The 19,955-nt window shown below is 63.2% G+C and carries 19 protein-coding genes; 16 read left to right on the top strand and 3 right to left on the bottom strand.

Translation table 11 applies throughout. From position 1 onward, the window contains the following. Positions 1-24 precede the first annotated feature (24 nt). Genes OB03_RS05740 through OB03_RS05760 form a run of 5 tightly spaced genes read left to right on the top strand, consistent with a single transcriptional unit; the run spans position 25 to position 4,461 of the window. Positions 25-672, top strand: coding sequence for a PepSY-associated TM helix domain-containing protein (locus OB03_RS05740; protein ID WP_242914850.1), 648 nt, complete (start codon positions 25-27; stop codon positions 670-672). A 12-nt stretch (positions 673-684) separates the two neighbouring features. Continuing rightward, positions 685-1,197: a DUF2271 domain-containing protein gene (locus OB03_RS05745; protein ID WP_461343495.1), complete on the top strand. Its 513-nt coding sequence runs from the start codon at positions 685-687 to the stop codon at positions 1,195-1,197. A 10-nt stretch (positions 1,198-1,207) separates the two neighbouring features. After that, complete coding sequence (locus OB03_RS05750; protein ID WP_242914463.1) at positions 1,208-2,008, top strand: DUF4198 domain-containing protein; 801 nt, start codon at positions 1,208-1,210, stop codon at positions 2,006-2,008. A gap of 2 nt (positions 2,009-2,010) precedes the next feature. Then, entirely contained in the window at positions 2,011-3,084 is a 1,074-nt protein-coding gene (locus tag OB03_RS05755; protein ID WP_461343496.1) for an FAD:protein FMN transferase, read from the top strand. 18 nt (positions 3,085-3,102) lie between these two features. Next, complete coding sequence (locus OB03_RS05760; RefSeq protein ID WP_461343497.1) at positions 3,103-4,461, top strand: sulfite reductase subunit alpha; 1,359 nt, start codon at positions 3,103-3,105, stop codon at positions 4,459-4,461. Here the strand turns inward: OB03_RS05760 and OB03_RS05765 are convergent. Together OB03_RS05765 and OB03_RS05770 are read right to left on the bottom strand one after the other, a co-directional pair. Continuing rightward, positions 4,458-5,135, bottom strand: coding sequence for a Fe2+-dependent dioxygenase (locus OB03_RS05765; protein ID WP_461343498.1), 678 nt, complete (start codon positions 5,133-5,135; stop codon positions 4,458-4,460). The two genes, OB03_RS05760 and OB03_RS05765, sit on opposite strands and share 4 nt — an antisense overlap. A 78-nt stretch (positions 5,136-5,213) precedes the next feature. Continuing rightward, a complete protein-coding gene (locus OB03_RS05770; protein WP_461343499.1) occupies positions 5,214-7,481 on the bottom strand; it encodes a TonB-dependent receptor in 2,268 nt (755 codons plus the stop codon). Between the two features lie 168 nt (positions 7,482-7,649). Between OB03_RS05770 and OB03_RS05775 the strand changes: the two genes are divergently transcribed. The 11 genes from OB03_RS05775 (at position 7,650) to OB03_RS05825 (ending at position 17,953) form a co-directional block, all read left to right on the top strand. Beyond that, entirely contained in the window at positions 7,650-7,961 is a 312-nt protein-coding gene (locus tag OB03_RS05775; RefSeq protein WP_242914458.1) for a YerC/YecD family TrpR-related protein, read from the top strand. A 24-nt stretch (positions 7,962-7,985) separates the two neighbouring features. Beyond that, positions 7,986-8,864, top strand: a complete 879-nt coding sequence (gene hisG, locus OB03_RS05780; RefSeq protein WP_242914457.1) for an ATP phosphoribosyltransferase — start codon at positions 7,986-7,988, stop codon at positions 8,862-8,864. Further along, positions 8,864-10,171 (top strand): histidinol dehydrogenase, encoded by a 1,308-nt coding sequence (gene hisD, locus OB03_RS05785; protein ID WP_461343500.1) that lies wholly within the window; start codon positions 8,864-8,866, stop codon positions 10,169-10,171. Before hisG ends, hisD begins: the two co-directional genes overlap by 1 nt. Then, a complete protein-coding gene (gene hisB, locus OB03_RS05790) occupies positions 10,168-11,592 on the top strand; it encodes an imidazoleglycerol-phosphate dehydratase HisB (RefSeq protein WP_461343501.1) in 1,425 nt (474 codons plus the stop codon). The genes hisD and hisB overlap by 4 nt, the downstream gene beginning before the upstream one ends. After that, complete coding sequence (gene hisH / locus OB03_RS05795; RefSeq protein WP_461343502.1) at positions 11,589-12,191, top strand: imidazole glycerol phosphate synthase subunit HisH; 603 nt, start codon at positions 11,589-11,591, stop codon at positions 12,189-12,191. The genes hisB and hisH overlap by 4 nt, the downstream gene beginning before the upstream one ends. Next, positions 12,188-12,919 (top strand): 1-(5-phosphoribosyl)-5-[(5-phosphoribosylamino)methylideneamino]imidazole-4-carboxamide isomerase, encoded by a 732-nt coding sequence (gene hisA, locus OB03_RS05800; RefSeq protein ID WP_242914453.1) that lies wholly within the window; start codon positions 12,188-12,190, stop codon positions 12,917-12,919. Before hisH ends, hisA begins: the two co-directional genes overlap by 4 nt. Then, the gene (gene hisF, locus OB03_RS05805; RefSeq protein ID WP_242914452.1) at positions 12,919-13,686 is read left to right on the top strand and encodes an imidazole glycerol phosphate synthase subunit HisF; all 768 of its coding nucleotides are present in this window, start codon (positions 12,919-12,921) and stop codon (positions 13,684-13,686) included. The genes hisA and hisF overlap by 1 nt, the downstream gene beginning before the upstream one ends. Then, positions 13,683-14,309 carry a bifunctional phosphoribosyl-AMP cyclohydrolase/phosphoribosyl-ATP diphosphatase HisIE gene (gene hisIE, locus OB03_RS05810; protein WP_461343503.1) on the top strand — a complete coding sequence of 209 codons (627 nt, stop codon included), beginning with the start codon at positions 13,683-13,685 and terminating at the stop codon, positions 14,307-14,309. The genes hisF and hisIE overlap by 4 nt, the downstream gene beginning before the upstream one ends. Positions 14,310-14,427: 118 nt before the next feature. Then, on the top strand, positions 14,428-15,312 hold the full coding sequence (locus OB03_RS05815) for a peptidase (protein ID WP_242914450.1): 885 nt from the start codon (positions 14,428-14,430) through the stop codon (positions 15,310-15,312). Between the two features lie 169 nt (positions 15,313-15,481). Beyond that, entirely contained in the window at positions 15,482-15,769 is a 288-nt protein-coding gene (locus OB03_RS05820) for a hypothetical protein (protein WP_242914449.1), read from the top strand. Positions 15,770-15,907: 138 nt separating this feature from the next. Then, entirely contained in the window at positions 15,908-17,953 is a 2,046-nt protein-coding gene (locus OB03_RS05825; RefSeq protein WP_461343504.1) for a TonB-dependent receptor, read from the top strand. Positions 17,954-17,999: 46 nt separating this feature from the next. Here OB03_RS05825 and OB03_RS05830 read toward each other — a convergent pair whose 3' ends face one another. After that, positions 18,000-19,802: an amidohydrolase family protein gene (locus OB03_RS05830; protein WP_461343505.1), complete on the bottom strand. Its 1,803-nt coding sequence runs from the start codon at positions 19,800-19,802 to the stop codon at positions 18,000-18,002. Positions 19,803-19,955 lie beyond the last annotated feature (153 nt).

Below are 19,955 nucleotides of genomic sequence, written 5' to 3' on the forward strand. Positions count from 1 at the left end.
CAAGGGGTGAACGAGAATGCTGATATCGTAGAGCCCGCAAAGGCCCGCCCGACGGCGGCTCCCAATGCGCGTCGTGCCTTCTGGCTCAAGCAACTGCACAGCTGGCACTGGATTTCGGCTGCGGTCAGCATGGTCGGTATGCTGCTGTTCGCGATCACCGGCATCACGCTCAACCACGCGGCGCAAATCCCTGCGAAGCCCGTGGTCAAGGAGACGACGGCAGAGATGCCGGCCCCGCTGGTCGAACGCCTCGCCGCCTTTCCCGACGAAACCACTGACCCTGCTCCCGATGTGATGGTCCGCTGGGCCAAGGACGCCTTTGACGTCAACATCGCGGGCAAGCCGACAGAAACCACCGCCGAGGAAATCTATGTGGCCCTGCCCATGCCGGGTGGCGACGCATGGATGACGCTGGACCGGACCACCGGCGAAGCCGTCTATGAAAAGACGACGCGCGGTGCTGTCGCCTATCTGAACGATCTCCACAAAGGCCGTAACAGCGGCGTCGTCTGGTACTGGTTCATCGACATTTTCGCCGTGGCCTGCGTGATCTTTACGCTCACCGGTCTGGCGTTGGTCTGGCTGCATGCCCGAAGCCGACCGTCCTCGTGGCCATTGGTGGGCCTTGGCCTGCTGATCCCCGTCATCATCGCCCTGTTGTTCATTCACTGACGAGTATTCCCCATGCGCAAGCTTCCCCTCGTCCTGACCACCGCTGCAATGACTGCCGCCGCGGCACCGGCCATGGCCAATAATCTGACTGTCTCGGTCGAACTGCCGCGCATCGCCAGCGCCTCCTATCACCGCCCTTACGTCGCGGTTTGGATCGAGAATCCCGACCAGACGATGAACCGCTCGCTCGCCGTCTGGTACCAGCAGACCCGCAACGCCGAGGGTGACGGTAAGGACTGGCTGAAGGACATGCGCACCTGGTGGCGCAAGGGTGGCCGCGCCATGAGCCTGCCCGCGGACGGCGTATCGGGCCCGACCAAGGCTCCGGGCCGTCACACTGTCAGTGTTTCGGCCTCGCGTCTGCGTAATCTGCCTGCCGGCAACTACACCATCGTCGTCGAAGCCGCCCGCGAACTGGGTGGCCGCGAAGTTGTACGCGTTCCTTTCCGCTGGGGCGGCCCGACCACGGCCAATGCTTCCGGCTCTTCCGAACTGGGCGCCGTTCGCGTCGCCGTGACCCGCTAAGGATCTGATGATGAAAAAGACCCTCGCACTGCTGGCCCTGACCGCCGCACTCGCCGCCCCGATGGCGGCTCAGGCGCACCGCGCATGGATCGCCCCGACTTCGACGGTTCTGTCGGGCAATGACGCATGGGTCGGCTTCGACGCCGGCATGTCCAACGTCGTGTTCCAGCCGGACCACGCAGCCATGCGTTTCTCGGACCTGCAGATCATCGCGCCGGATGGCTCCAAGCTGGAAGCCAAGAACTCTGCGACGGGCCGCTACCGTTCGATGTTCGACATCGAGCTGAAGCAGGAAGGCACTTATCGCGTCGCCAACGTCGCGCAGGGCTTCATGGCCATGTACGAGCAAGGCGGCGAGCGTAAGCGCTTCCGCGGCAGCGAAGCGGACTTCGCAACCGCCATTCCGGCCGATGCCACCAATGTTCAGGCTTCGCGCACCTTTACCCGCACCGAAACCTTCGTGACGCTGGGCAACCCGAACGAGACCGCTCTGGCCCCGACCGGCCAAGGTCTGGAACTGGTCCCCGTATCGCACCCGAACGACGCGGCCGAAGGCGAAGCCTCGACCTTCAAACTGCTGCTGAACGGTCAGCCTGCTGCCAATGTCGACGTAACCATCGCCCGTGAAGGTCAGCGTTACCGCACGGCAACCGAAGAAGTCGCCACCAAGACCGCCGCTGACGGCACCTTCTCGGTGACGTGGGCCGCTTCGGGTCTGCACTGGATTGGTGCCTCGGTCCGCACGGACGGTGCAAACGGCCAACCGGGCACCAACGCCTCGTACAACGGCACGATCGAAGTCCTTCCGTAAGCATGAAGCGCTCCAGTTCCTCCCCTGCCCCGATTGTCATCGGCGATCCGGTCGCCAACGACTTTGGCGAAAACCGCGTGCTGATCCCGGCCGTGGCAGGGGGACCGGAGCGCCCGCCCAGTGATCTGGTCTGGTCGCTGGACGGCACCAGCATGGGAACCACCTGGCAGGTGCGGTTTGTACCGCCGCCGGGTGGTGACCTGCAGACCTTCCGCACGGCCATCGAGGACGAATTGGCGCAGATCATTGCCCTGTTCAGTCCGTGGGTCGCCGACAGCGAAATCTCCCGCTTCAACCGCGCCGCAGAAGGCTTTGTGCCGCTTTCCGACGACTTCTGGGAACTGCTGATCGCCTCTCTGGAGTTGGCGGACGACGTGAACGGCGCTGTTGATCCGACGCTCGGGGCGCTGGTGGATTTGTGGGGCTTTGGCCCGCCCGGCCCGCGCCCAGCCCTACTGCCAATCCCGTCGCAAAACGACATCGAGGCAGCACGCTCGGTCTGCGGCTGGAACAGGCTGCGTCTCAACCGCGAACAACAGGCGGCGCTGCAAATCGGGGGAATGAAACTCGACTTCTCCGGCATCGCCAAAGGCCATGCCGTAGACCGCGTATCGGATCGTCTGACTGCGCTGGGTGCAACCTCGCATCTGGTCGAGATCGGCGGCGAGTTGAAAGGCGTCGGCGTAAAACCCGATGCCCAGCCTTGGTGGGTCGAGATTGAAGCGGCCGAAGGCTCTCCAGCACCGCGCACCGTGGCGGCCCTTTATAATCTGGCTGTTGCGACCTCGGGCGACTGGCGCCGCACCTTCAGTCACAACGGAACGGCCTATAGCCATACCGTCGACGGCTCGACGGGCCGCCCCGTTTCCAATCAGCTTGCGCAGGTGACGGTCTTTGACGCGCTGGCCATGCGTGCTGACGCCTTTGCCACGGCACTGACTGTCCTGGGTCCGGTCGATGGATTGGGCTTTGCCCAAGCAATGGGTCTGGCGGCCCACCTTGTAGAGCGTACCGAGCGCGGACTGGTCGAGCACTACACGCCCGCCTATGCCGCCATGATGGAGGAAGAGGCTTAAAGCCCTTCGATATCGTCCGTGACCCATAGCCCCCTGCACTGGATCTGTGCCGCTATCTGTGTCGGCCTCTGGCTGGCTCTCGTTGGCTGGACCATTGTGATGGTCAGGCGGGAACAGGCCGCTGTAACGGCTCGTGCGGCAGCCTTGGGTCAAACGGCAACCGACACCGTTCTGATCGCCTACGCCAGCCAGACCGGCACGGCCGAGGAACTGGCATGGCAGAGCGCGCAGGCCCTCTCCGATGCCGGCACCGCGGCACGGCCGGTTCCCCTGTCAGAACTGGATGACGTTGCACTAAAGTCCGCCCGGAAGGTCTTGTTCATCGCATCCACGACCGGTGAAGGTGATGCCCCTGACAATGGCTCAGGCTTCCTGCGTCGCCAGATGACGCACAGCGCCGCCCTGCCAAACCTGCGCTTTGCTGTGCTGGCGCTGGGCGACAAATCCTATGATCGCTATTGTGCCTTTGGCCGCCAGATCGACGCATGGGCGAGCGATAGCGGTGCCAAACCCCTCTTCCCCCGCATCGAGGTTGATAACAACGACCCTGCCGCACTGACCCTTTGGCAGCAGCAACTGGCGGAAATGGCAGGGACCGAGAACCTCTACGCATGGGTACCCGCCGCCTATGATCGGTGGCAGTTGGTTCGCAAGGTGCACCTGAACCCCGGCAGTCCCGGCGGCGAGGCGTGGCATCTGGTTTTCCAGCCCGTCGGCCACTCGCCCAAATGGGAAGCCGGTGACATCGCCGAGTTCGCCCTGCCTTCAGATGCTGTAGGCGAGCGCGTGACGCGCGAATATTCCCTCGCCTCGGTCCCTGCCGATAACGGGGCCGAGTTCTGTGTGCGCCTGATGACCGCGCCGGATGGAAGCTATGGTCTGGGGTCAGGCTGGCTGATCCGCGACCTTGCTCAAGGCGATGTCGTCGACATGCGCATTCGCCCGAACCGCAGCTTCCGGCCTGCTCCGTCCGCAGCCCCGATTATCCTGATTGGTAACGGCACCGGCATCGCGGGCCTGCGCGCCCACCTGAAAGTCGAACGCAAAGGTCAGGCTTGGTTGCTGTTCGGCGAGCGCACCCGTGCCCATGACGACTTCTTCGGCGAGGAACTGAAGGCCATGCAGGCCGCAGGCATACTGGCCCGCATGGATCAGGCATGGTCACGCGACGAAGGCGATGGCCGCTATGTCCAGCACCTGATCTCAGAGAACGCCCGCGACATCGAGCGCTGGATTGATCGCGGGGCCTATATCTTTGTCTGCGGCAGCCTGGAGGGCATGTCCAAGGGCGTTCACGCCGCGCTGGAAACCGTGCTGGGCGAGGAGCGACTGCAGGGCCTAACCGACGCCGGACGCTATCGCCGCGACGTCTATTAAACCTCGGACCAGCGCCGCAACAGGTTGTGATAGACGCCGGTCAGTTCGATGACGGCCTGATCTTTCGGCCCGCGTTCAATGTTCAAGCGCTGAATGGCCACGTCCATCCGGAACAGGCTTTCGCGGTCTGCATCGTCGCGGATCAGGCTCTGTAGCCAGAAAAAGCTGGAGACCCGTGCCCCGCGCGTCACAGGCGTAACTCGGTGCAGGCTCTTGGACGGATAGAGCACCATATCGCCCGCCGGCAGTTTGACGCTCTGTTCGCCGTACATCTCCTCGATAATCAGTTCGCCACCGTCATAGTCTTCAGGCTCGGACAGGAAGAGGGTCGCCGAAAGGTCGCTGCGGATGCGCACATTGCCGCGCTGGCGGATGGCGCTGTCGACGTGGGTGCCAAAGTTTCCGCCGCCCTCATAGCGGTTGAACAGGGGCGGAAAGACCGTGTGCGGAAGCGCCGCCGACATAAACATCGGGTTGGCATAGAGGGCTTGGGTGATAATGCCCTGTACCTCGCGCGCCTCGGCGCTGTCTTCGGGAAGCTGATGGTTCTGCTTGGCTGTGGCAGACTGGTGACCCGAGGTCATATTGCCGTCCGCCCACGGACCGCGATCCAGCACAGCGCGAAGGGCCTTCACCTCGTCTTTGGAAAAGACGGCAGGGATATGCAGCAGCATGGCGAAACTCACTTCCTCAAGGCAATGACCCTGCCATCCATTGGATGACAGGGCCACTGTTCAGGTCATTGGTGGATATCAGTAGCGCAGGTTCAGCGTCAGCATGGCCGAGCGGCCCGGTGCCACGTCGGCATGGTGCACACCGTTCGTGCGCATGATGTAGCGCTCGTCGCCGACATTCTTCACATTCAGGGTCAGCGAGGCCGTGTCGTTGATGTCGTAAGTGCCCATCAGATCGACGCGGGTATATTCCGGCGCATAGACGCGATTGGTCCCGCCGCCCGCACCGTTCTGGTTACCGCCCCACGACTTCGACACATAGTAGACGCCGCCGCCAACCGTCAGCTTGGGCAGCAGGCGGTAGGTGGTGAACAGGCTGACCGAATGTTCCGGCGTGTTGGCCAGTTGCTCGCCGATGACAGTGCTGTTGTAGGCCCCCTTCACCAGTTCGGAATCCTGCCAGGTGTAGCCGCCGAAGACCTGCCACTTGTCGGTGATGTTGCCCGACGCCGATAGCTCGACGCCCTTGACCTCGACCTCGCCGGCTTGCTCGTAGATGTTCGGAGCGACGAGGATTTGCGCGTTCTCGCGCGTCAGTTGGAAGGCCGCGACACCGAGCGCAAGCCGGTCGTCGAACAGGGTGGCTTTGGCACCGATCTCGAAGCTCTCAGTATCTTCCGGCTCCAACAGCGTGCCGGCCAGATTGCCCGAGCCGACGCCCGTGGTGTTCTGGTCACCGGCAGAGATGGTCGGCGGGGTCGAAGACGTGGCCCACGACGCATAGACGCTGGAGTTCTGCGTCGGCTTATAGACGACGCCGACCTGATAGTTGGTGAAGGACCAGTCGCCACCGTTCACGGTATAAACCGGAGCTGTCAGGGTGCCCGACGCGTCCACCCCGTCGACCGAATAATCGTCATAGCGGACGCCAAGGTTCAGGATCAGCTTTTCGCCGATGTTGATGGAGTCGAACGCATAGACCGCCAGCGTATCGGTCGAATTGCGCGAGACGAGGCTGCGCTCGATCGTCCCTTGCCAGCTATCCGACGTGTTGGGTGCATAGAGCGGCGTGCAGTCATACCCCGTCAACGGCGCGGGGCAGGCCGAGCCGCCGGTGGTGGTGATCGCGTAGGAGGCGTTGCGGTTCTTCTCTCGCGACAGCTCCAGCCCTGCATTGAAGGTGTGCGTGATATTGCCGTGCTCGAACGAGCCCGTGAGGTCGGTGACGTTGGCGACGGTGCCGGTCGGGTTCCAGCGCGACTTGGTACCGCGCTTCATCCACCACACGCCACCGACATTGGCCACGCCGCCATTGGTGACATTGCCGCCATCGCCCGGATTGGTGACGACGTAGTCGTTCAGCGTTTCCGAATAGCGGGTGACATTGCGGATGCGCAGGTTGTCACTGAAATCATGCTGGAAGATGGCGGTGAAGGTATCGACCTTGTTTTCCAGATAGTCGCGGTCCTTGACCCCGTAGAAGGCATCGCGCGGGACATTCAGCACGCCGCTCTCGTCATCGCGCACGCCCGTCTTGGTGAACAGCGGCAGGCCGTAATCCGGCATCTGGTTCGAGGTCAGATGATAATAGCCGACGGTGAAGGTGGTGTCGGTCCCCAAACCCGCAGCAAAAGCGGCCGAGAGGCCCCACTTGTCGTAATCGACGCTGTCACGTCCGGCGACATCGCCCTGTGCGCCCATAATGTTCAGGCGAAGGGCGGCGTTGTCGCTGATCCTATAGTTGGTGTCGATGGTGCCGCGCAGATAGGCGTCGGTTCCGGCTCCCAGCGAAACGTGGGTGAAGTTGTTTAGACGGGGCTGTTTGGTGGCCAGATTGATGCTGCCACCGCCAGAGCCACGACCCGAGTAAACAGCGTCCGGCCCCTTAACGACTTCGACCTGTTCCAGATTGAAGACTTCGCGCTGCTGACCCCCACTGTCGCGCAGGCCGTCGACGAAGATATTGTTGCCCGACGCCTGACCGCGGATGATCGGGCGATCGGCCAGAGGCTGGCCGCCCTCGCCTGCGCCCAGCGTAATGCCCGGCGAGTTGGCAAGGACATCCTGAAGCGACATGGCTCCGGTCTGCTCGATGACCTGCTGCGGGATCACGGTCACAGCGCGCGGGGTATCCACCAGCGGCGCGACAAACTCCGGACCGGTCGGCTCGCGGCGGACCTTACGACCATGCACGTCGATGGTGCCGAGATTGGTAGCATCCTGACTGACCTCGGCAACGACAACGCCCTCGTTGGCTTCGGCCAGTACGGGGGTCGAACCCAGAATACCGGCTGCGCCTCCGGCCATAAACAAAGCCTTGATTGCGAGAGCGCGGGAGTCGGTCATCGGGGGTCGCCTTTGAGTAACAATGAGAGGCGCTCGCAATAGCACAGCGACATTCTGCCGCAAGTAAATTGATAACAGTTCTCATTAGCGCATCCATTTTTTCTTTAGTACCGCCCGACAAAGGCGGGGTTGACTGTTCCACTGTTACAGCATAGTGAAACGCGCGACATGACAGACACCCTTGCCAATCCTCCGAAAGACGCCGCCCGCGAGGCGCTGCTGGACGCGCTTTTGTCCATGCAGTCGCGCGAGGAGATGGCCGCCTTGCTGGCCGACCTTTGCACCCCTGCGGAACTTCGCGCCTTTACCGAGCGCCTGCAGGTCGCGCGTCTGTTGGATGCGGGGGGCAAGTCATATCGCGAGATCGCTGCAGAGGCGGGGGCCAGCCCCACCACCGTGGTCCGCGTCGCCCGCTATCTGAAGGACATGCCGCATCAGGGCTATCGCATCGCCCTGGACCGCATCGCCTCCGCTGACTGAATTCTGACCCGAGAAAGTAATCCCATGAGCACCGCACAAGGTCGGCTCCGTATCGCCATTCAGAAATCCGGCCGTCTGGCCGACCGCTCGCTGGACCTGATCCGCGACGCCGGCCTGAAATGGGTGAAGGGTCATAACGAACTGCTGTATCGCGTCGAAAACTATCCCATCGATCTGATCCGCGTGCGCGACGACGACATCCCCACCTTCGTGGCCGATGGCGTTTGCGATCTCGGCATCGTCGGCGAGAACGTTCTGGAGGAAGGCCGAAACGGTGGCCCGAACGCCGAGATCGTCATGCCGCTGGGCTTTGGCCGTTGCACGCTGAAGCTGGCCACCCTGCCGGGTGACTGGAATGGCGCCAAGGATCTGGAAGGTCAGCGCGTCGCCACCTCCTATCCCAACATCCTGAAACGTTATCTGGAAGCCGAAGGCGTCAAGGCCGAGGTCGTGCTGATGCGCGGCGCAGTGGAAGTGGCCCCGCGCATGAAGCTGGCCGCCGCCATCTGCGATCTGGTTTCCACCGGCGCAACACTGGAGGCCAACGGCCTTGTCGCCCGCGACACGGTGTTTGAATCCCAGGCCGTCCTGATCAAATCGCCCAAGGCTCCGGAGCCGGAACTGGCCGACCTGTTGGACAGCGTGATGGAGCGCATGTCGGGCGTGATCGCCTCGTCAGGTGCGAAATATGTGATGATGAACGCCCCGCGCGCGGCGCTGGACGAGATCATCGCCATCCTGCCGGGTGCCGGTTCGCCGACCATCATGCCGCTGGCCGGTCGTGATGATGCGGTTGCTGTGCACGCCGTGTGTCAGGAAGCTGTATTCTGGGAGACGCTCGAGAAGCTGAAGGCCGTTGGTGCCTCGGCCATCCTCGTCCTGCCCATCGAGAAGATGATGTGATGAAGACGTTCGACTGGTCCCAACTGGACGAAGCCCAAAAGCGCGAGGCTCTGGCCCGTCCCGCCCACCGCGCGGCGGCAGACGTCACCGGCGTGGTGCGCGAGATCATGCAGGACGTGGCGCTGCGTGGCGGTGCTGCGGTCAATGACTGGTGCATCAAGCTGGACGGTGCCCCGCCGCGCCGTATCGCGATCAATAACGAGACGCTGAACGCGGCTCGCGATCAACTGGCCCCTGCCGACACCCGCGCCATACGCATGGCCGCCGAAAATATCCGCGTCTTCCATCAGGCCACCAAGCCCGAGGACAGCGCCCTGATCGAGACAACGGCAGGTGTGCGCTCCAAGCTGGCATGGCGCGCCATTGGCGCTGCGGGCATCTATGTGCCCGGCGGCACGGCACCTCTGTTTTCGTCGCTATTGATGCAGGCTATTCCGGCGCAGGTCGCAGGCGTTAAAACCCGCGTCGTCGTCACCCCGCCGTCCAAGGATGGCTCGGTCCACCCTGCGATGATTATCGCCGCCGCCGAGGCTGGCCTAGATGCCATCTGGGCCATCGGCGGTGCTCAAGCCATCGCCGCCCTGACCTTTGGCGTCGAGTTGGAAGACGGCATCATTCCGCGCTGTGACAAGCTGTTTGGTCCGGGCAATGCCTATGTGGCCGAGGCCAAGAAACAGGCCAACGCCCTGCCCGCCGGTCCTGCCGTCGACATGCCTGCCGGTCCGTCCGAAGTGATGGTCGTGGCCGACAGCGCCGCCGATCCCGTCATCGCCGCTGCCGACCTGCTGAGCCAAGCCGAGCACGACAAGGACGCACAGGTCATCCTCGTCGCCACGACCAAAACGGCGCTCACCGCCATTCTGGAAGAGGTCGAGGAACAGGTCTCCACCCTGCCGCGCGAAGAGATCGCCCGCGCCTCGCTTTCCGAGGCCCGCGCCATCCTCGCCCGCGATCCGAATGACGTGATCGAGGTCATCAATATGTATGGCCCCGAACACCTCGCGCTGCAGACCGAGGACGCCGGTGATCTGGTCGACCGCATCGAAGCCGCCGGTGCCATCTTCGTCGGGGGCTGGGCCGCCGAGACGCTGGGCGACTATGCCGCTGGCCCCAGCCACGTCCTGCCGACCGATGGCGGAGCGCGCACGCTGGGTGGCCTGACCACCGCCAGCTTCATGACCTCGATGTCGGTGCAATACGTCAACGAAGAGGGTGCCCGCGCCCTTGGCCCGATTGCCGCCCGCCTTGCGCGACTGGAAGGCCTCGAAGGCCACGCCCGCGCCGCAGACTACAGGAGCGAGGCATGAGCCTTCCCGCCCCGTATGCCCCACTGGTCTCCGGTGCCGAAGGTCTGGACAGCTATCCGTCCAACCCGTCGGCACTGGCCGCGCGCATGGCCGAAATCTATGGCGTGGAGACCGAGCAGGTCCTGCCCGTTCGCGGCCTGACCCACGCGCTGGAACTGGTCTACCGTCTGGCCGCTCGTGACGGTGGATCAGTCGAAGCCCCCAAGGCCGAGCCCTACACCACTCTGTCGGCTATCTATCCGGACCGTGGCGAGCCGCTGGCAGTCATCGCCCGCGCCATTGGATCGGTCGAGGCCATTGCCGAAATGGCTGCCCGCGTCGCCCCCGGCCTGCTGGTCGTGGACGAAGGCGTGATCGAGTTTTCGGATGCCACCTCGGCCACCACGGTCATTGGCGACAATCCAAACCTTGTCGTCCTGCGCAGCCTGTCGCTGGCCTATGGTCTGGCCGGAGCACGCGTGGGCGCTGCCATCGGTCAGGCCGACACGCTGGCGCGTCTGGCTTCGGTGCTGGAGCCCTATGCCCTGCCCGCCCCCCTGGTGAAGCTGGCTATGCAGGTTCTTGACCCGTCGCGCCTGCTGGAAAGCAAGGAGCGGATTGCCACCGTCCGTCGCGAACGCGAGCGCGTAGAGCGCGAACTGGCACGCGTTGTCCCCGTCGATAAGGGTGTGGGTCCGGTGCTGATCGCCCGCCCCGAGGACCTGAACGGTTCGCTGGGTCAGCTTAAAGCTTTTGGTATTGCGGCCGACATTGACGGCGACCGTCTGCGCCTGCCCATTTCGCTAAAGGCCGAGGTCAACGACCGCCTGCTGGCGGCCTTTGGTCTGAACATCGCCAAGGCCCGCGCTCCGCGCATCGGCCAGTCCGTCCGCGACACCAAGGAGACGCGCATCGTCTGCGCGGTGAACCTTGATGAAACCGGTCCGGTCAAAATCGAAACCGGCGTCGGCTTCTTTGACCACATGCTGGAACAGATCGCGGCACACGGCGGCTTTTCACTGCGCCTGAAGTGCGAGGGTGACCTGCACACCGATCCGCACCACACCATCGAAGACAGCGCCATCGCTCTGGGCCAAGCGCTGAAACAGGCTCTAGGCGAGCGTAAGGGTATCCAGCGCTACGGCTTTGTCCTGCCGATGGACGAGGCCAATGCGGTTGTTTCTATCGACCTGTCAGGCCGTCCCTTCCCTGTGTTCGAAGGCACGTTCGATACGCCCTTCCTCGGCGACTATCGCACCGACATGACCGCCCACGTCTTCCGCTCGCTGGCCGAGCACCTGGGTGCGGCGGTGCATATCAAGGTCACCGGAACCGACGATCACCACAAGACTGAGGCCTGCTACAAGGGCTTTGGCCGTGCGCTGCGTCAGGCCATCAAGGTCGAGGGCGACGCCATCCCTTCTACCAAGGGTGTTCTATGAGCAACGTCACCCTGATCGGTTACGGCTCCGGTAATATCGCCTCTGTGCGATTTGCTCTGGAGCGCTTGGGCGCACGCGTTCGCGTGACGGCAGATCCGGTCGATGTACTGGATGCCGAGCGTGTCATCCTGCCAGGCGTCGGCGCGGCGGGCTACGCCATGAAGCGTCTGGAGGCCCTCGGATTGGTCGAGGCCTTGCGGGCCTTCGAACGCCCGCTGATGGGCGTATGTCTGGGGCAGCAGCTTTTGTTCGAAGCGTCTGACGAGGACGGCGATGTGCCGATGCTGGGCCTCATCCCCGGTCGCGTTACTGCTATCGAGCCCAAACCCTCCATGCCGTCCCCCCACATGGGCTGGAGCCGCCTGACCAAGCGTCGTGACGATCCGTTGCTGGAAGGCGTCAACGATGGCGAGTGGGCCTATTTCGTCCACGGCTTTGTCTGCCCCGATGGCGAGGCGACCATTGCCGAAGCCGACTACGGCCTGCCCGTGCCCGCAGTGGTGAATCACAAGAACCGCTGGGGCTGCCAGTTCCACCCCGAGCGCTCGGCCAAGACCGGCGCGCGTATCCTTAAAAACTTCCTCGAGTTGCCCGCATGATCATCTATCCCGCCATTGACCTGAAAGACGGTGTTGCGGTGCGTCTGATGCACGGCGACTTCGACAAGGTCACCCGTTACGACGACAACCCCGCCAGCCGCCTCGCCGCCTTTGCCGCCGAAGGAGCCGAATGGGTGCACATCGTTGACCTCGACGGTGCCAAGGCCGGCGGTGCCCGTCAGTACGAACTGGTCGGGGACATGGCAAAAGCCGTGGACGTCAAAATCCAGTGCGGCGGCGGTGTTCGCTCCGAGGACGATATCAAACGCCTGCTCGGCAACGGCGTCGCCCGCGTCGTGGTCGGCTCGCTGGCCGTGACCCAGTCCGATCAGGTTCTGGCTTGGCTCGACCAGTTCGGCCCCGAAGCCATCACCTTGGCCCTGGACGTGAAATACGAAGACGGCCTTCCTGTGCCTGCACTGAAGGGTTGGACCCAGTCTGCAGGTGTGGACCTTTGGACCGTGCTGGACCGCTATCCGCCGGAGCTGCTGCGTCACGTCCTGATGACCGACGTCAGCCGCGATGGTGCCCTGACGGGCGTGAACCTTGACCTGCTCAGCGAGGCCCTGCGCCGTCGCCCCGATCTGAAGCTGCAAGCTTCTGGCGGCGTTGCGACCGTCAAGGACCTGAAGGCCGCCCGCGATATCGGTTGTGACGGTGCCATCACCGGTCGCGCCATCTACGAGGGTAAGTTCACCGTCGCCGAAGCGATCAAGGCTGTTTCATAATGACGGCTCGCCGCATTATCCCCTGTCTTGACGTGAAGGACGGTCGCGTCGTCAAAGGCGTGCGCTTCGAAGGCCACGTCGATATGGGCGATGCCGCCGAACTGGCCGCCCGCTATCGCGACGAAGGGGCGGACGAGCTGGTCTTTTATGACATCACCGCCAGCCCCGAAGGCCGCACCCTCGACTATTCGTGGGTACAGGACATCGCGCGGTTGCTGGACATTCCGTTCTGCGTCGCGGGCGGTATCCGCACGGTCGAACAGGCCGCACGCTGCCTCGACCACGGCGCGGACAAGGTGTCCATCAACTCGCCCGCTCTGGAGCGCCCCGAACTCATTGCCGAGATGGCGCAGGTTCTGGGTCGCCAGTGTGTCGTGGTTGGTGTCGACAGCGCGTTTCAGGATGGTGAGTGGAAGGTCCACAAATACACCGGCGATCCCAACGCCCGCCAAGGCGCTGGCAAGCTGACGCTCGACTGGATTCTCGAAGCCCAGAAGCTTGGTGCAGGCGAAATCGTGCTGAACTGCATCGATCAGGACGGCGTGCGCAAAGGCTATGATATTGCCCAACTCTCAGCGGTGCGCGAGCGCCTAACTATCCCGCTGGTCGCCTCTGGCGGCGCTGGCGCGATGGAGCATTTCCTGTCGGCTTTCAAAGACGCCGATGTCTCCGGCGCACTGGCGGCCAGCGTCTTCCACTCCGGCGCTATCGCCATCCCCGATCTCAAAACCTACCTCGACCAGAACGGGGTGGAGGTACGCATATGAGCGATCTGAAAAATTCCGTGGACGTGTCCGCCATCGACTTCGCCAAGGGTAACGGTCTGATCCCCGCCGTGGTGCAGGATGCGGATACCCTTCAGGTGCTGACCCTCGCCTATATGGACGAGGCAGCCCTGAAGGAAACTTTGGAAAGTGGGCAGGCCACTTTCTTCTCGCGCTCGCGTGGCGGGCGCTGGCGCAAGGGCGAGACCTCGGGCGACTTCCTGAATGTCGTCTCGGTGACGCCGGACTGTGATGCCGATGCGGTTGTGGTGAAGGTCCGTCCGGTCAACGCAAACGCCTGCCATCTTGGCCGCCCGTCCTGCTTTGCTGACGAGGCAGCACCGGGCGTAGGCCAGTTGGCCAAGCTGGAACGCACCATTGCCGTTCGAGCCAAGGCTGATCCCTCCGAAAGTTGGACCGCGCGACTGGTCGAAAAGGGCGTCAAACGCATTTCACAAAAAGTCGGCGAAGAAGGCGTCGAGACCGCGCTTGCCGCCACCGCAGGCCCCGATGAGGAAGTCGCCAACGAGGCGGCCGATCTCATCTACCACCTGCTGGTCCTGCTCTACGCGCGCGGCATGAAACTGCAGGACGTACTGGACGTGTTGCACGCCCGCGAAAAGTAAAATGACGAAGTCACCTTTCCGAAATGAACCCCGATAACATGGGAGTGTTTTGTGGGTTGGGCTCTATAAGATTACAGCTGTCCAAAATCGAACACAGTGTTCGTCTCGGAGATTAAATATGTCGCGAATGATCCGTCCTGTGCTGGGTGCCTGTCTGGTTATGGCAGCACTGGCAACTTCGGCTCAGGCTCAGGATTGGCGCGGGACGCCCGTCTACGGCACTGCCCGTCTGTCCGCAGGCTTCACGCCTGATCCCCACACCGTCGATTTGACGGCGGGCGGCCCGATTGACGCTTCGCGCGTCAATGCCAGCGACTGTGTCGGCAATATCGGTGGCAACCCCGACTATGTCGTGAACTACTCCGCTGACGACATGCCGCTGTATATCCGCGCCTCGTCGGATTCCGATGTATCTCTGGTGGTGCGTGATCCGCGCGGCAACTGGCAGTGCAACGACGATACCAATAGCTTTGACCCGGAAGTGTCCTACGGCTCGCCGCGCTCTGGCAGCTACGCCATCTGGGTTGGTGCCGTTGGCGAGAACACTGTCTCGGCAAGGCTCGAGATTTCCGAGATCAGCGGCGAGAGCGCGGGCTCTAGCGATGGCGTCGATACCAGCGCCGAGGCGACGTTCGGCGAAGTCATCCTGCGTTCGGGCTTCACCCCCGATCCGGCTGTCGTGGACATTACCGCAGGCGGCACCATCCGCGCTTCCAACCTCGATTCCTCGTGCGCTGGCGTAATCGCCTCCGCCCCCGACTATGAGGTCACCTATCGCGACGGCGGCAACTTCCCGCTGACCTTCACCTTCCGTGCGAAGGGCGACACCACTCTGGTCATCAATGCGCCGGATGGTTCGTGGTACTGCGATGATGACAGTGGCGGCGGCAACAACCCGCGTGTTGTGTTCCGCGATGCTATGGACGGTGTCTATGACATCTGGGTCGGCACCTTCGGCGATGACCCCATCCCCGGCAAGCTGTCGATCAGCGAAGTCCAATAACAAACATAAACGCCGGTTTGTCCCGTACCGCAGTTAGGCTACGTGGCAGTATTTGGGCCCGTTGGCGCCAAGTTTGGGTCGCGTGGTAAAAAACTTATCACGCCGCCGTGAACCCTTCGGCACATAACGGCGTTTATGTTTTTTGCACTTCCATCCGCAAGGAGCACCCATGCGCAAGATCGTACTCGCCGCCCTGACCGTCGCTGCTATGACTGGCCTGGCTGCCTGCCAGAACGCCGCTGAAAAAGAAGCAGATGCCAAGGCTGATGCTGTTGAAGCCAACGCCGACGTCGCCGTGACCCAGCTTGAAAATCAAGCTGACGCTGCTGCGACCGACGCTGCCAAGGACGCTCTGAACGCCCAGGCTGACGCTGTCGAAGATAATGCCGACCAGAAGGCGGACGCCATCCGTGACGGCGCTGCTGCCGCTCCGGCTGCTCCGGCTGCGACCAACTAATCGGTCAGCGACCTTAGAAATAGAGAGCCCCGTCGGCATTGTCGGCGGGGTTTTTCTTTGCCCTGACCAGCCCTTGGTTTGTGTAGGCGTGCACATACTGCCAAGGTGGCTTCGCGTAACACGACAGAGATTTGTTTCATGATCGATCTACCGCTCGAACCGGCCCTTCAACCTCAAGAGCCGACACGCGTGGCGGAAATCATAGTCAGGGCCGCACGCATACCGCCCTTGTCGGCTGAAGCCGCCTTTGCCGAAGTGCAGATCGACGCGGAGAAGGTCCGACGCAGCCAGCGCATTGATCAGGCCTTGGGCAGCGTACCCGCCGCCACTCTGTTCCGTCGCGCCGACAGCCTGGCTGCAAATCCGACCACGCAGGGGCTGTCGCTGCGCGCTATTGCTCCCACAGGGGCGGGACGCGCACTGGTGACGCTGGATGGCGTGCCGATCAATGATCCGTTTGGCGGCTGGGTCATCTGGGGCCAGATCATTCCCGAGGGCATAGAGCGACTGGACCTTGTGCGAGGCGCGGGCTCTGGCCCCTATGGCGCAGGGGCGCTGACCGGAACGGTCCGCCTTGAAGAGAGTGATCAGGAAGGCGGGCTGCTCGATTTTTCTGCGGGGAGCCGTGGCGCTTTGAGGGCCGCCGCGCTGGGCCGCGTGCAGGCTGGTCGCGCCGCCGTTACCTTGGCAGGCAGTCACGAGACCAGTGATGGCTATGTGCCCGTGCGCGGTCCTGCGGCAGGTTTGGCAGACGTGCCCATGGATTTGCTGAACCAGACCCTTTCGGGCCGTCTGGACTACGGTTTCGACAATGACGTCCAGTTGTCTATCCGTGCGGCGGGCTGGGAAGAAGACCGGGGCTCGGGACTGGGATCCAACCGCGCCAACGCCTCGGGCCACAGTGTGTCAGCAACACTGGCCCGCTCGATCGGTGCCGACGGCCTCTCGTGGAAGCTTCAGGCGTGGGAGATCCAGAGCAATCTGTTCAACAGCTCCGGTGCGGTTTCGGCGGATCGCAACACCGTCACACCTGCGAATGTTCAGTACCGCACGCCCGCCAGAGGGCGCGGTGCCAATGCGGCCCTTCGCGGCGAGACAGGTTTGGCCTCCGGCCAGATGCAGTGGGAAGTTGGCTTGGACGCCCGCTTCAATGACGGCGAGACACAGGAACTGTTCCGCTACATGCAGGGCGAGTTCACGCGGGGCCGCAGAGCGGGTGGTGAGGCCTCGGTCGTCGGCGGCTACGTCGATGCCTCGTGGCGCGCAGGCCCTTGGCTGCTGGCGGGCGGGCTTCGTTTGGACCAGTGGGAAAACAAGAGCGGCTTCCGCATCGAAGACGACCAGCTAACCGGTGCCGTCACGCTGGACGAAAGCGAAGAGCAACGCCGCGACGAGGTCATGAGCGCCCGTTTCGGTATCCGGCGTGCCATGGGCAACGGCTGGAGTGCCCGCGCGGCGGCCTATTCAGGTTTCCGGCCCGCTACCCTTAACGAGCTTCACCGGCCTTTCCGCGTGGGCAATGACTTGACCGAAGCCAATGCCGCACTGGTGCCGGAGAAACTGAAGGGTCTCGATATCGGGGTGGGCCACGAAGGGACGCGCCACGCCCTCAGCGCGTCGGTCTTTGCCAATACAATCGAGGATGTCGTTGTAAACGTCACGCTGGCGCAAGGACCCGGAACATTCCCCCGCGCAGGCTTTGTGCCCGATGGGGGCGTCCTGCGACAGCGCCAGAACGCCGGCACCGTCGAGGCCGTCGGCGTCGAACTGTCCGGTGAGTATCGCATCGCGGACACCCTGACCGTACGCGGTGCCCTGGCGTGGACCGATGCCGAAATGGACGGCGGATCGGCGGCGACGCAACTGACGGGACTTCGTCCCGCACAGGCTCCTGAATGGAGCGGCAATGTCGGGGCCGACTGGCAGGCAACCCCGACCTTAATGCTCGCAGTCACCGCCCGCTACGAATCCGATCGCTATGACGACGATCTGAATCTTCGCGTCCTGAAGGCGGGCTGGACGGTCGATGCCCGCGCCGAATGGCAGGTCGTGCCCAATGCGGCGATTTGGCTGGCGGCGGATAATCTGCTGGACGAGGAAATCGAGACCTCGATGACCGCCACCGGCGTGGCCGGATACACCGCACCGCGCACCGTCCGCGCAGGCGTTCGCCTGAGCTACTGAATAAAAAAAGCCCCGCTGGATGATCCGGCGGGGCTTTTGTCATTGTTTAGTAGAAACTGATGCTGCCGACTTCGAGCCATGCGCGGCTACCGCCTTCGCGCACCATGCCCAAGCGCAAGTCAAAGATGTGGGTGGCGTCGAACGGAGCACCTTGACCACCGTCGCGCAGAGCCACGGGGGTCAGTGCATCGAACGGCACCTCGATCTCGGCCCACTCCGAAGAGGCATTGAAGCGGCCGGTCCAAGATCCCGCCAGACCGCGCAGTCGCAGATCATACGGCATGCCGTCCCCGCGAACCTTCAGCCTGATGCCGCGGTATCCGGACAGGTCCGCAGGTTCGATGCCGCCCCGTGCCATCGGAAAGATTACGCCAGCAGTCGGGCTGTACTTTTGCGACATGCGGGCCGCGATCGACAGATAGCGGGTGCCGTCTTCGCCGGTCACGATCTGGCTGATCTGGCTGGTGCGATCCTGCCCCCCGTCGAAGTCCTCGACGCGAAGCGTATCCAGATTGGTGCGGCCATCGGGGCGCGTGAAGTCATCAACCGTCGCGCCGACCTTTACGGGCGGTAAGGTAGGCTGACGGTTCGCTTGCGGCAATGCGACACCCAACCCGTGGACCACCTTGCCGTCGATCAGCACAGCGTGGGTCTTGCGAACATCCGAAATCTGTTCCCACGGTCGGCCATCGACCAGCACCAGATCAGCCCGCTTGCCGACCTCGATGGTGCCGCGGTCCGCGATCATGCCCATGGCCTGCGCGCTATTGGCGGTACCGGCCATGAGGGCCTCAGTCGGCGTCAGTCCCGCCTGAACCAGCAACTCCATCTCGTGCAGGGTCGAGGAGCCATGTGGCGTGCCCGTCATGCCAGCATCGGTGCCGAGCGCGATCAGGATGCCTGCGTCGTGCAGGCGCTTCACATTCGAAAGCGCGTAGCCAAATTTGCGAACAGACTGGCGCAAGCGCGGGCTGTCAGGATCCGACGGTGCCGCCTGTCCCGGTTTGACGGGTTCATAAACGGCCAGCGTGGGCGCATAGGCCGTGCGTGCGGCTTTCATTGCCTCGACAGTGGCGTCATCCAGTTCGCGATCTTGCAGGCTGTGGACGATGATATCGACACCGGCGCGTGCCGCGAAACTGGCGCGTTCGACTGTAACCGTGTGGGTCACGACCTTGAGGTTCGCCTCATGGGCCTCGTCGACGATGGCCTTCAGGGTCCATTCGTCCATGCTGGTGTTATCTGCCGACTGGCCATAGCGCCAACCATCGGCAAAGACCTTGATCAGGTCCGGCTGATAAGGCGTGATGGCCTGAACGCCCGCACGTCCGGCTTCGGGGGTATTGGCCCAGCGCGTCGTGTTTTGATCCGCCCAATCCGCTCCATGTCCGCCCGGCGTGGACATGCGCGCTGTGAGATTGACGTGCGGCGTTGCCAGTTGCGACAGCCAGCGACGGCGGGGTTCGAAGCTCTCGGGCGGCTGATGGAAGTCGTTCACCGTGGTCACGCCCGCTTGAACGTAAGCGGTCGCCACGTCTGGCGTCATTGCGGGATCACCGCCGGGCGTCCAGTGGGTGTGAACGTCCCAGAACCCCGGAAGCAAGGCCTTGCCCTCGGCACGGATCACCCGCGCTCCACGCGGTGCCCGCACGTCGGGACCTACAGCGGCGATTCTTCCGTCTCGGATGATCACATTGGCGGCGTGGGGCGCAGAGCCGGTCGCGTCGAAGACCGTCGCGCCAATAATGGCAATCGCCTGATTGTCGCTGGAGGGTGCAAAGCCCCCCAGTGCCGCAAAGCCGACCGCACCCAGCAGGGTACGGCGCACCACCTTCATGGAAGTACTCATACTTGAAGTTCCCTCGACGAATGCCCCTCTGCATCCGGTGATGCGGATGTAAGCCAGACCGTAGAAAGAGAACAGCAAAAGCCGCACACCGCGAGGCGTTCGGTTAGGGATTGCCGATGTATGAGAGAATGGTGGACGCGACAGGGATTGAAC

The organism is Brevundimonas sp. GN22, assembly GCF_054824005.1.

Coding starts and splice junctions, on each gene's coding strand:
- OB03_RS05745 (WP_461343495.1), top strand. CDS start 685: ATGCGCAAGCTTCCCCTCGTCCTGACCACCGCTGCAATGACTGCCGCC.
- OB03_RS05750 (WP_242914463.1), top strand. CDS start 1,208: ATGAAAAAGACCCTCGCACTGCTGGCCCTGACCGCCGCACTCGCCGCC.
- OB03_RS05755 (WP_461343496.1), top strand. CDS start 2,011: ATGAAGCGCTCCAGTTCCTCCCCTGCCCCGATTGTCATCGGCGATCCG.
- OB03_RS05765 (WP_461343498.1), bottom strand. CDS start 5,135: ATGCTGCTGCATATCCCTGCCGTCTTTTCCAAAGACGAGGTGAAGGCC.
- OB03_RS05770 (WP_461343499.1), bottom strand. CDS start 7,481: ATGACCGACTCCCGCGCTCTCGCAATCAAGGCTTTGTTTATGGCCGGA.
- OB03_RS05775 (WP_242914458.1), top strand. CDS start 7,650: ATGACAGACACCCTTGCCAATCCTCCGAAAGACGCCGCCCGCGAGGCG.
- hisG (WP_242914457.1), top strand. CDS start 7,986: ATGAGCACCGCACAAGGTCGGCTCCGTATCGCCATTCAGAAATCCGGC.
- hisD (WP_461343500.1), top strand. CDS start 8,864: ATGAAGACGTTCGACTGGTCCCAACTGGACGAAGCCCAAAAGCGCGAG.
- hisB (WP_461343501.1), top strand. CDS start 10,168: ATGAGCCTTCCCGCCCCGTATGCCCCACTGGTCTCCGGTGCCGAAGGT.
- hisH (WP_461343502.1), top strand. CDS start 11,589: ATGAGCAACGTCACCCTGATCGGTTACGGCTCCGGTAATATCGCCTCT.
- hisA (WP_242914453.1), top strand. CDS start 12,188: ATGATCATCTATCCCGCCATTGACCTGAAAGACGGTGTTGCGGTGCGT.
- hisF (WP_242914452.1), top strand. CDS start 12,919: ATGACGGCTCGCCGCATTATCCCCTGTCTTGACGTGAAGGACGGTCGC.
- hisIE (WP_461343503.1), top strand. CDS start 13,683: ATGAGCGATCTGAAAAATTCCGTGGACGTGTCCGCCATCGACTTCGCC.
- OB03_RS05815 (WP_242914450.1), top strand. CDS start 14,428: ATGTCGCGAATGATCCGTCCTGTGCTGGGTGCCTGTCTGGTTATGGCA.
- OB03_RS05820 (WP_242914449.1), top strand. CDS start 15,482: ATGCGCAAGATCGTACTCGCCGCCCTGACCGTCGCTGCTATGACTGGC.
- OB03_RS05825 (WP_461343504.1), top strand. CDS start 15,908: ATGATCGATCTACCGCTCGAACCGGCCCTTCAACCTCAAGAGCCGACA.
- OB03_RS05830 (WP_461343505.1), bottom strand. CDS start 19,802: ATGAGTACTTCCATGAAGGTGGTGCGCCGTACCCTGCTGGGTGCGGTC.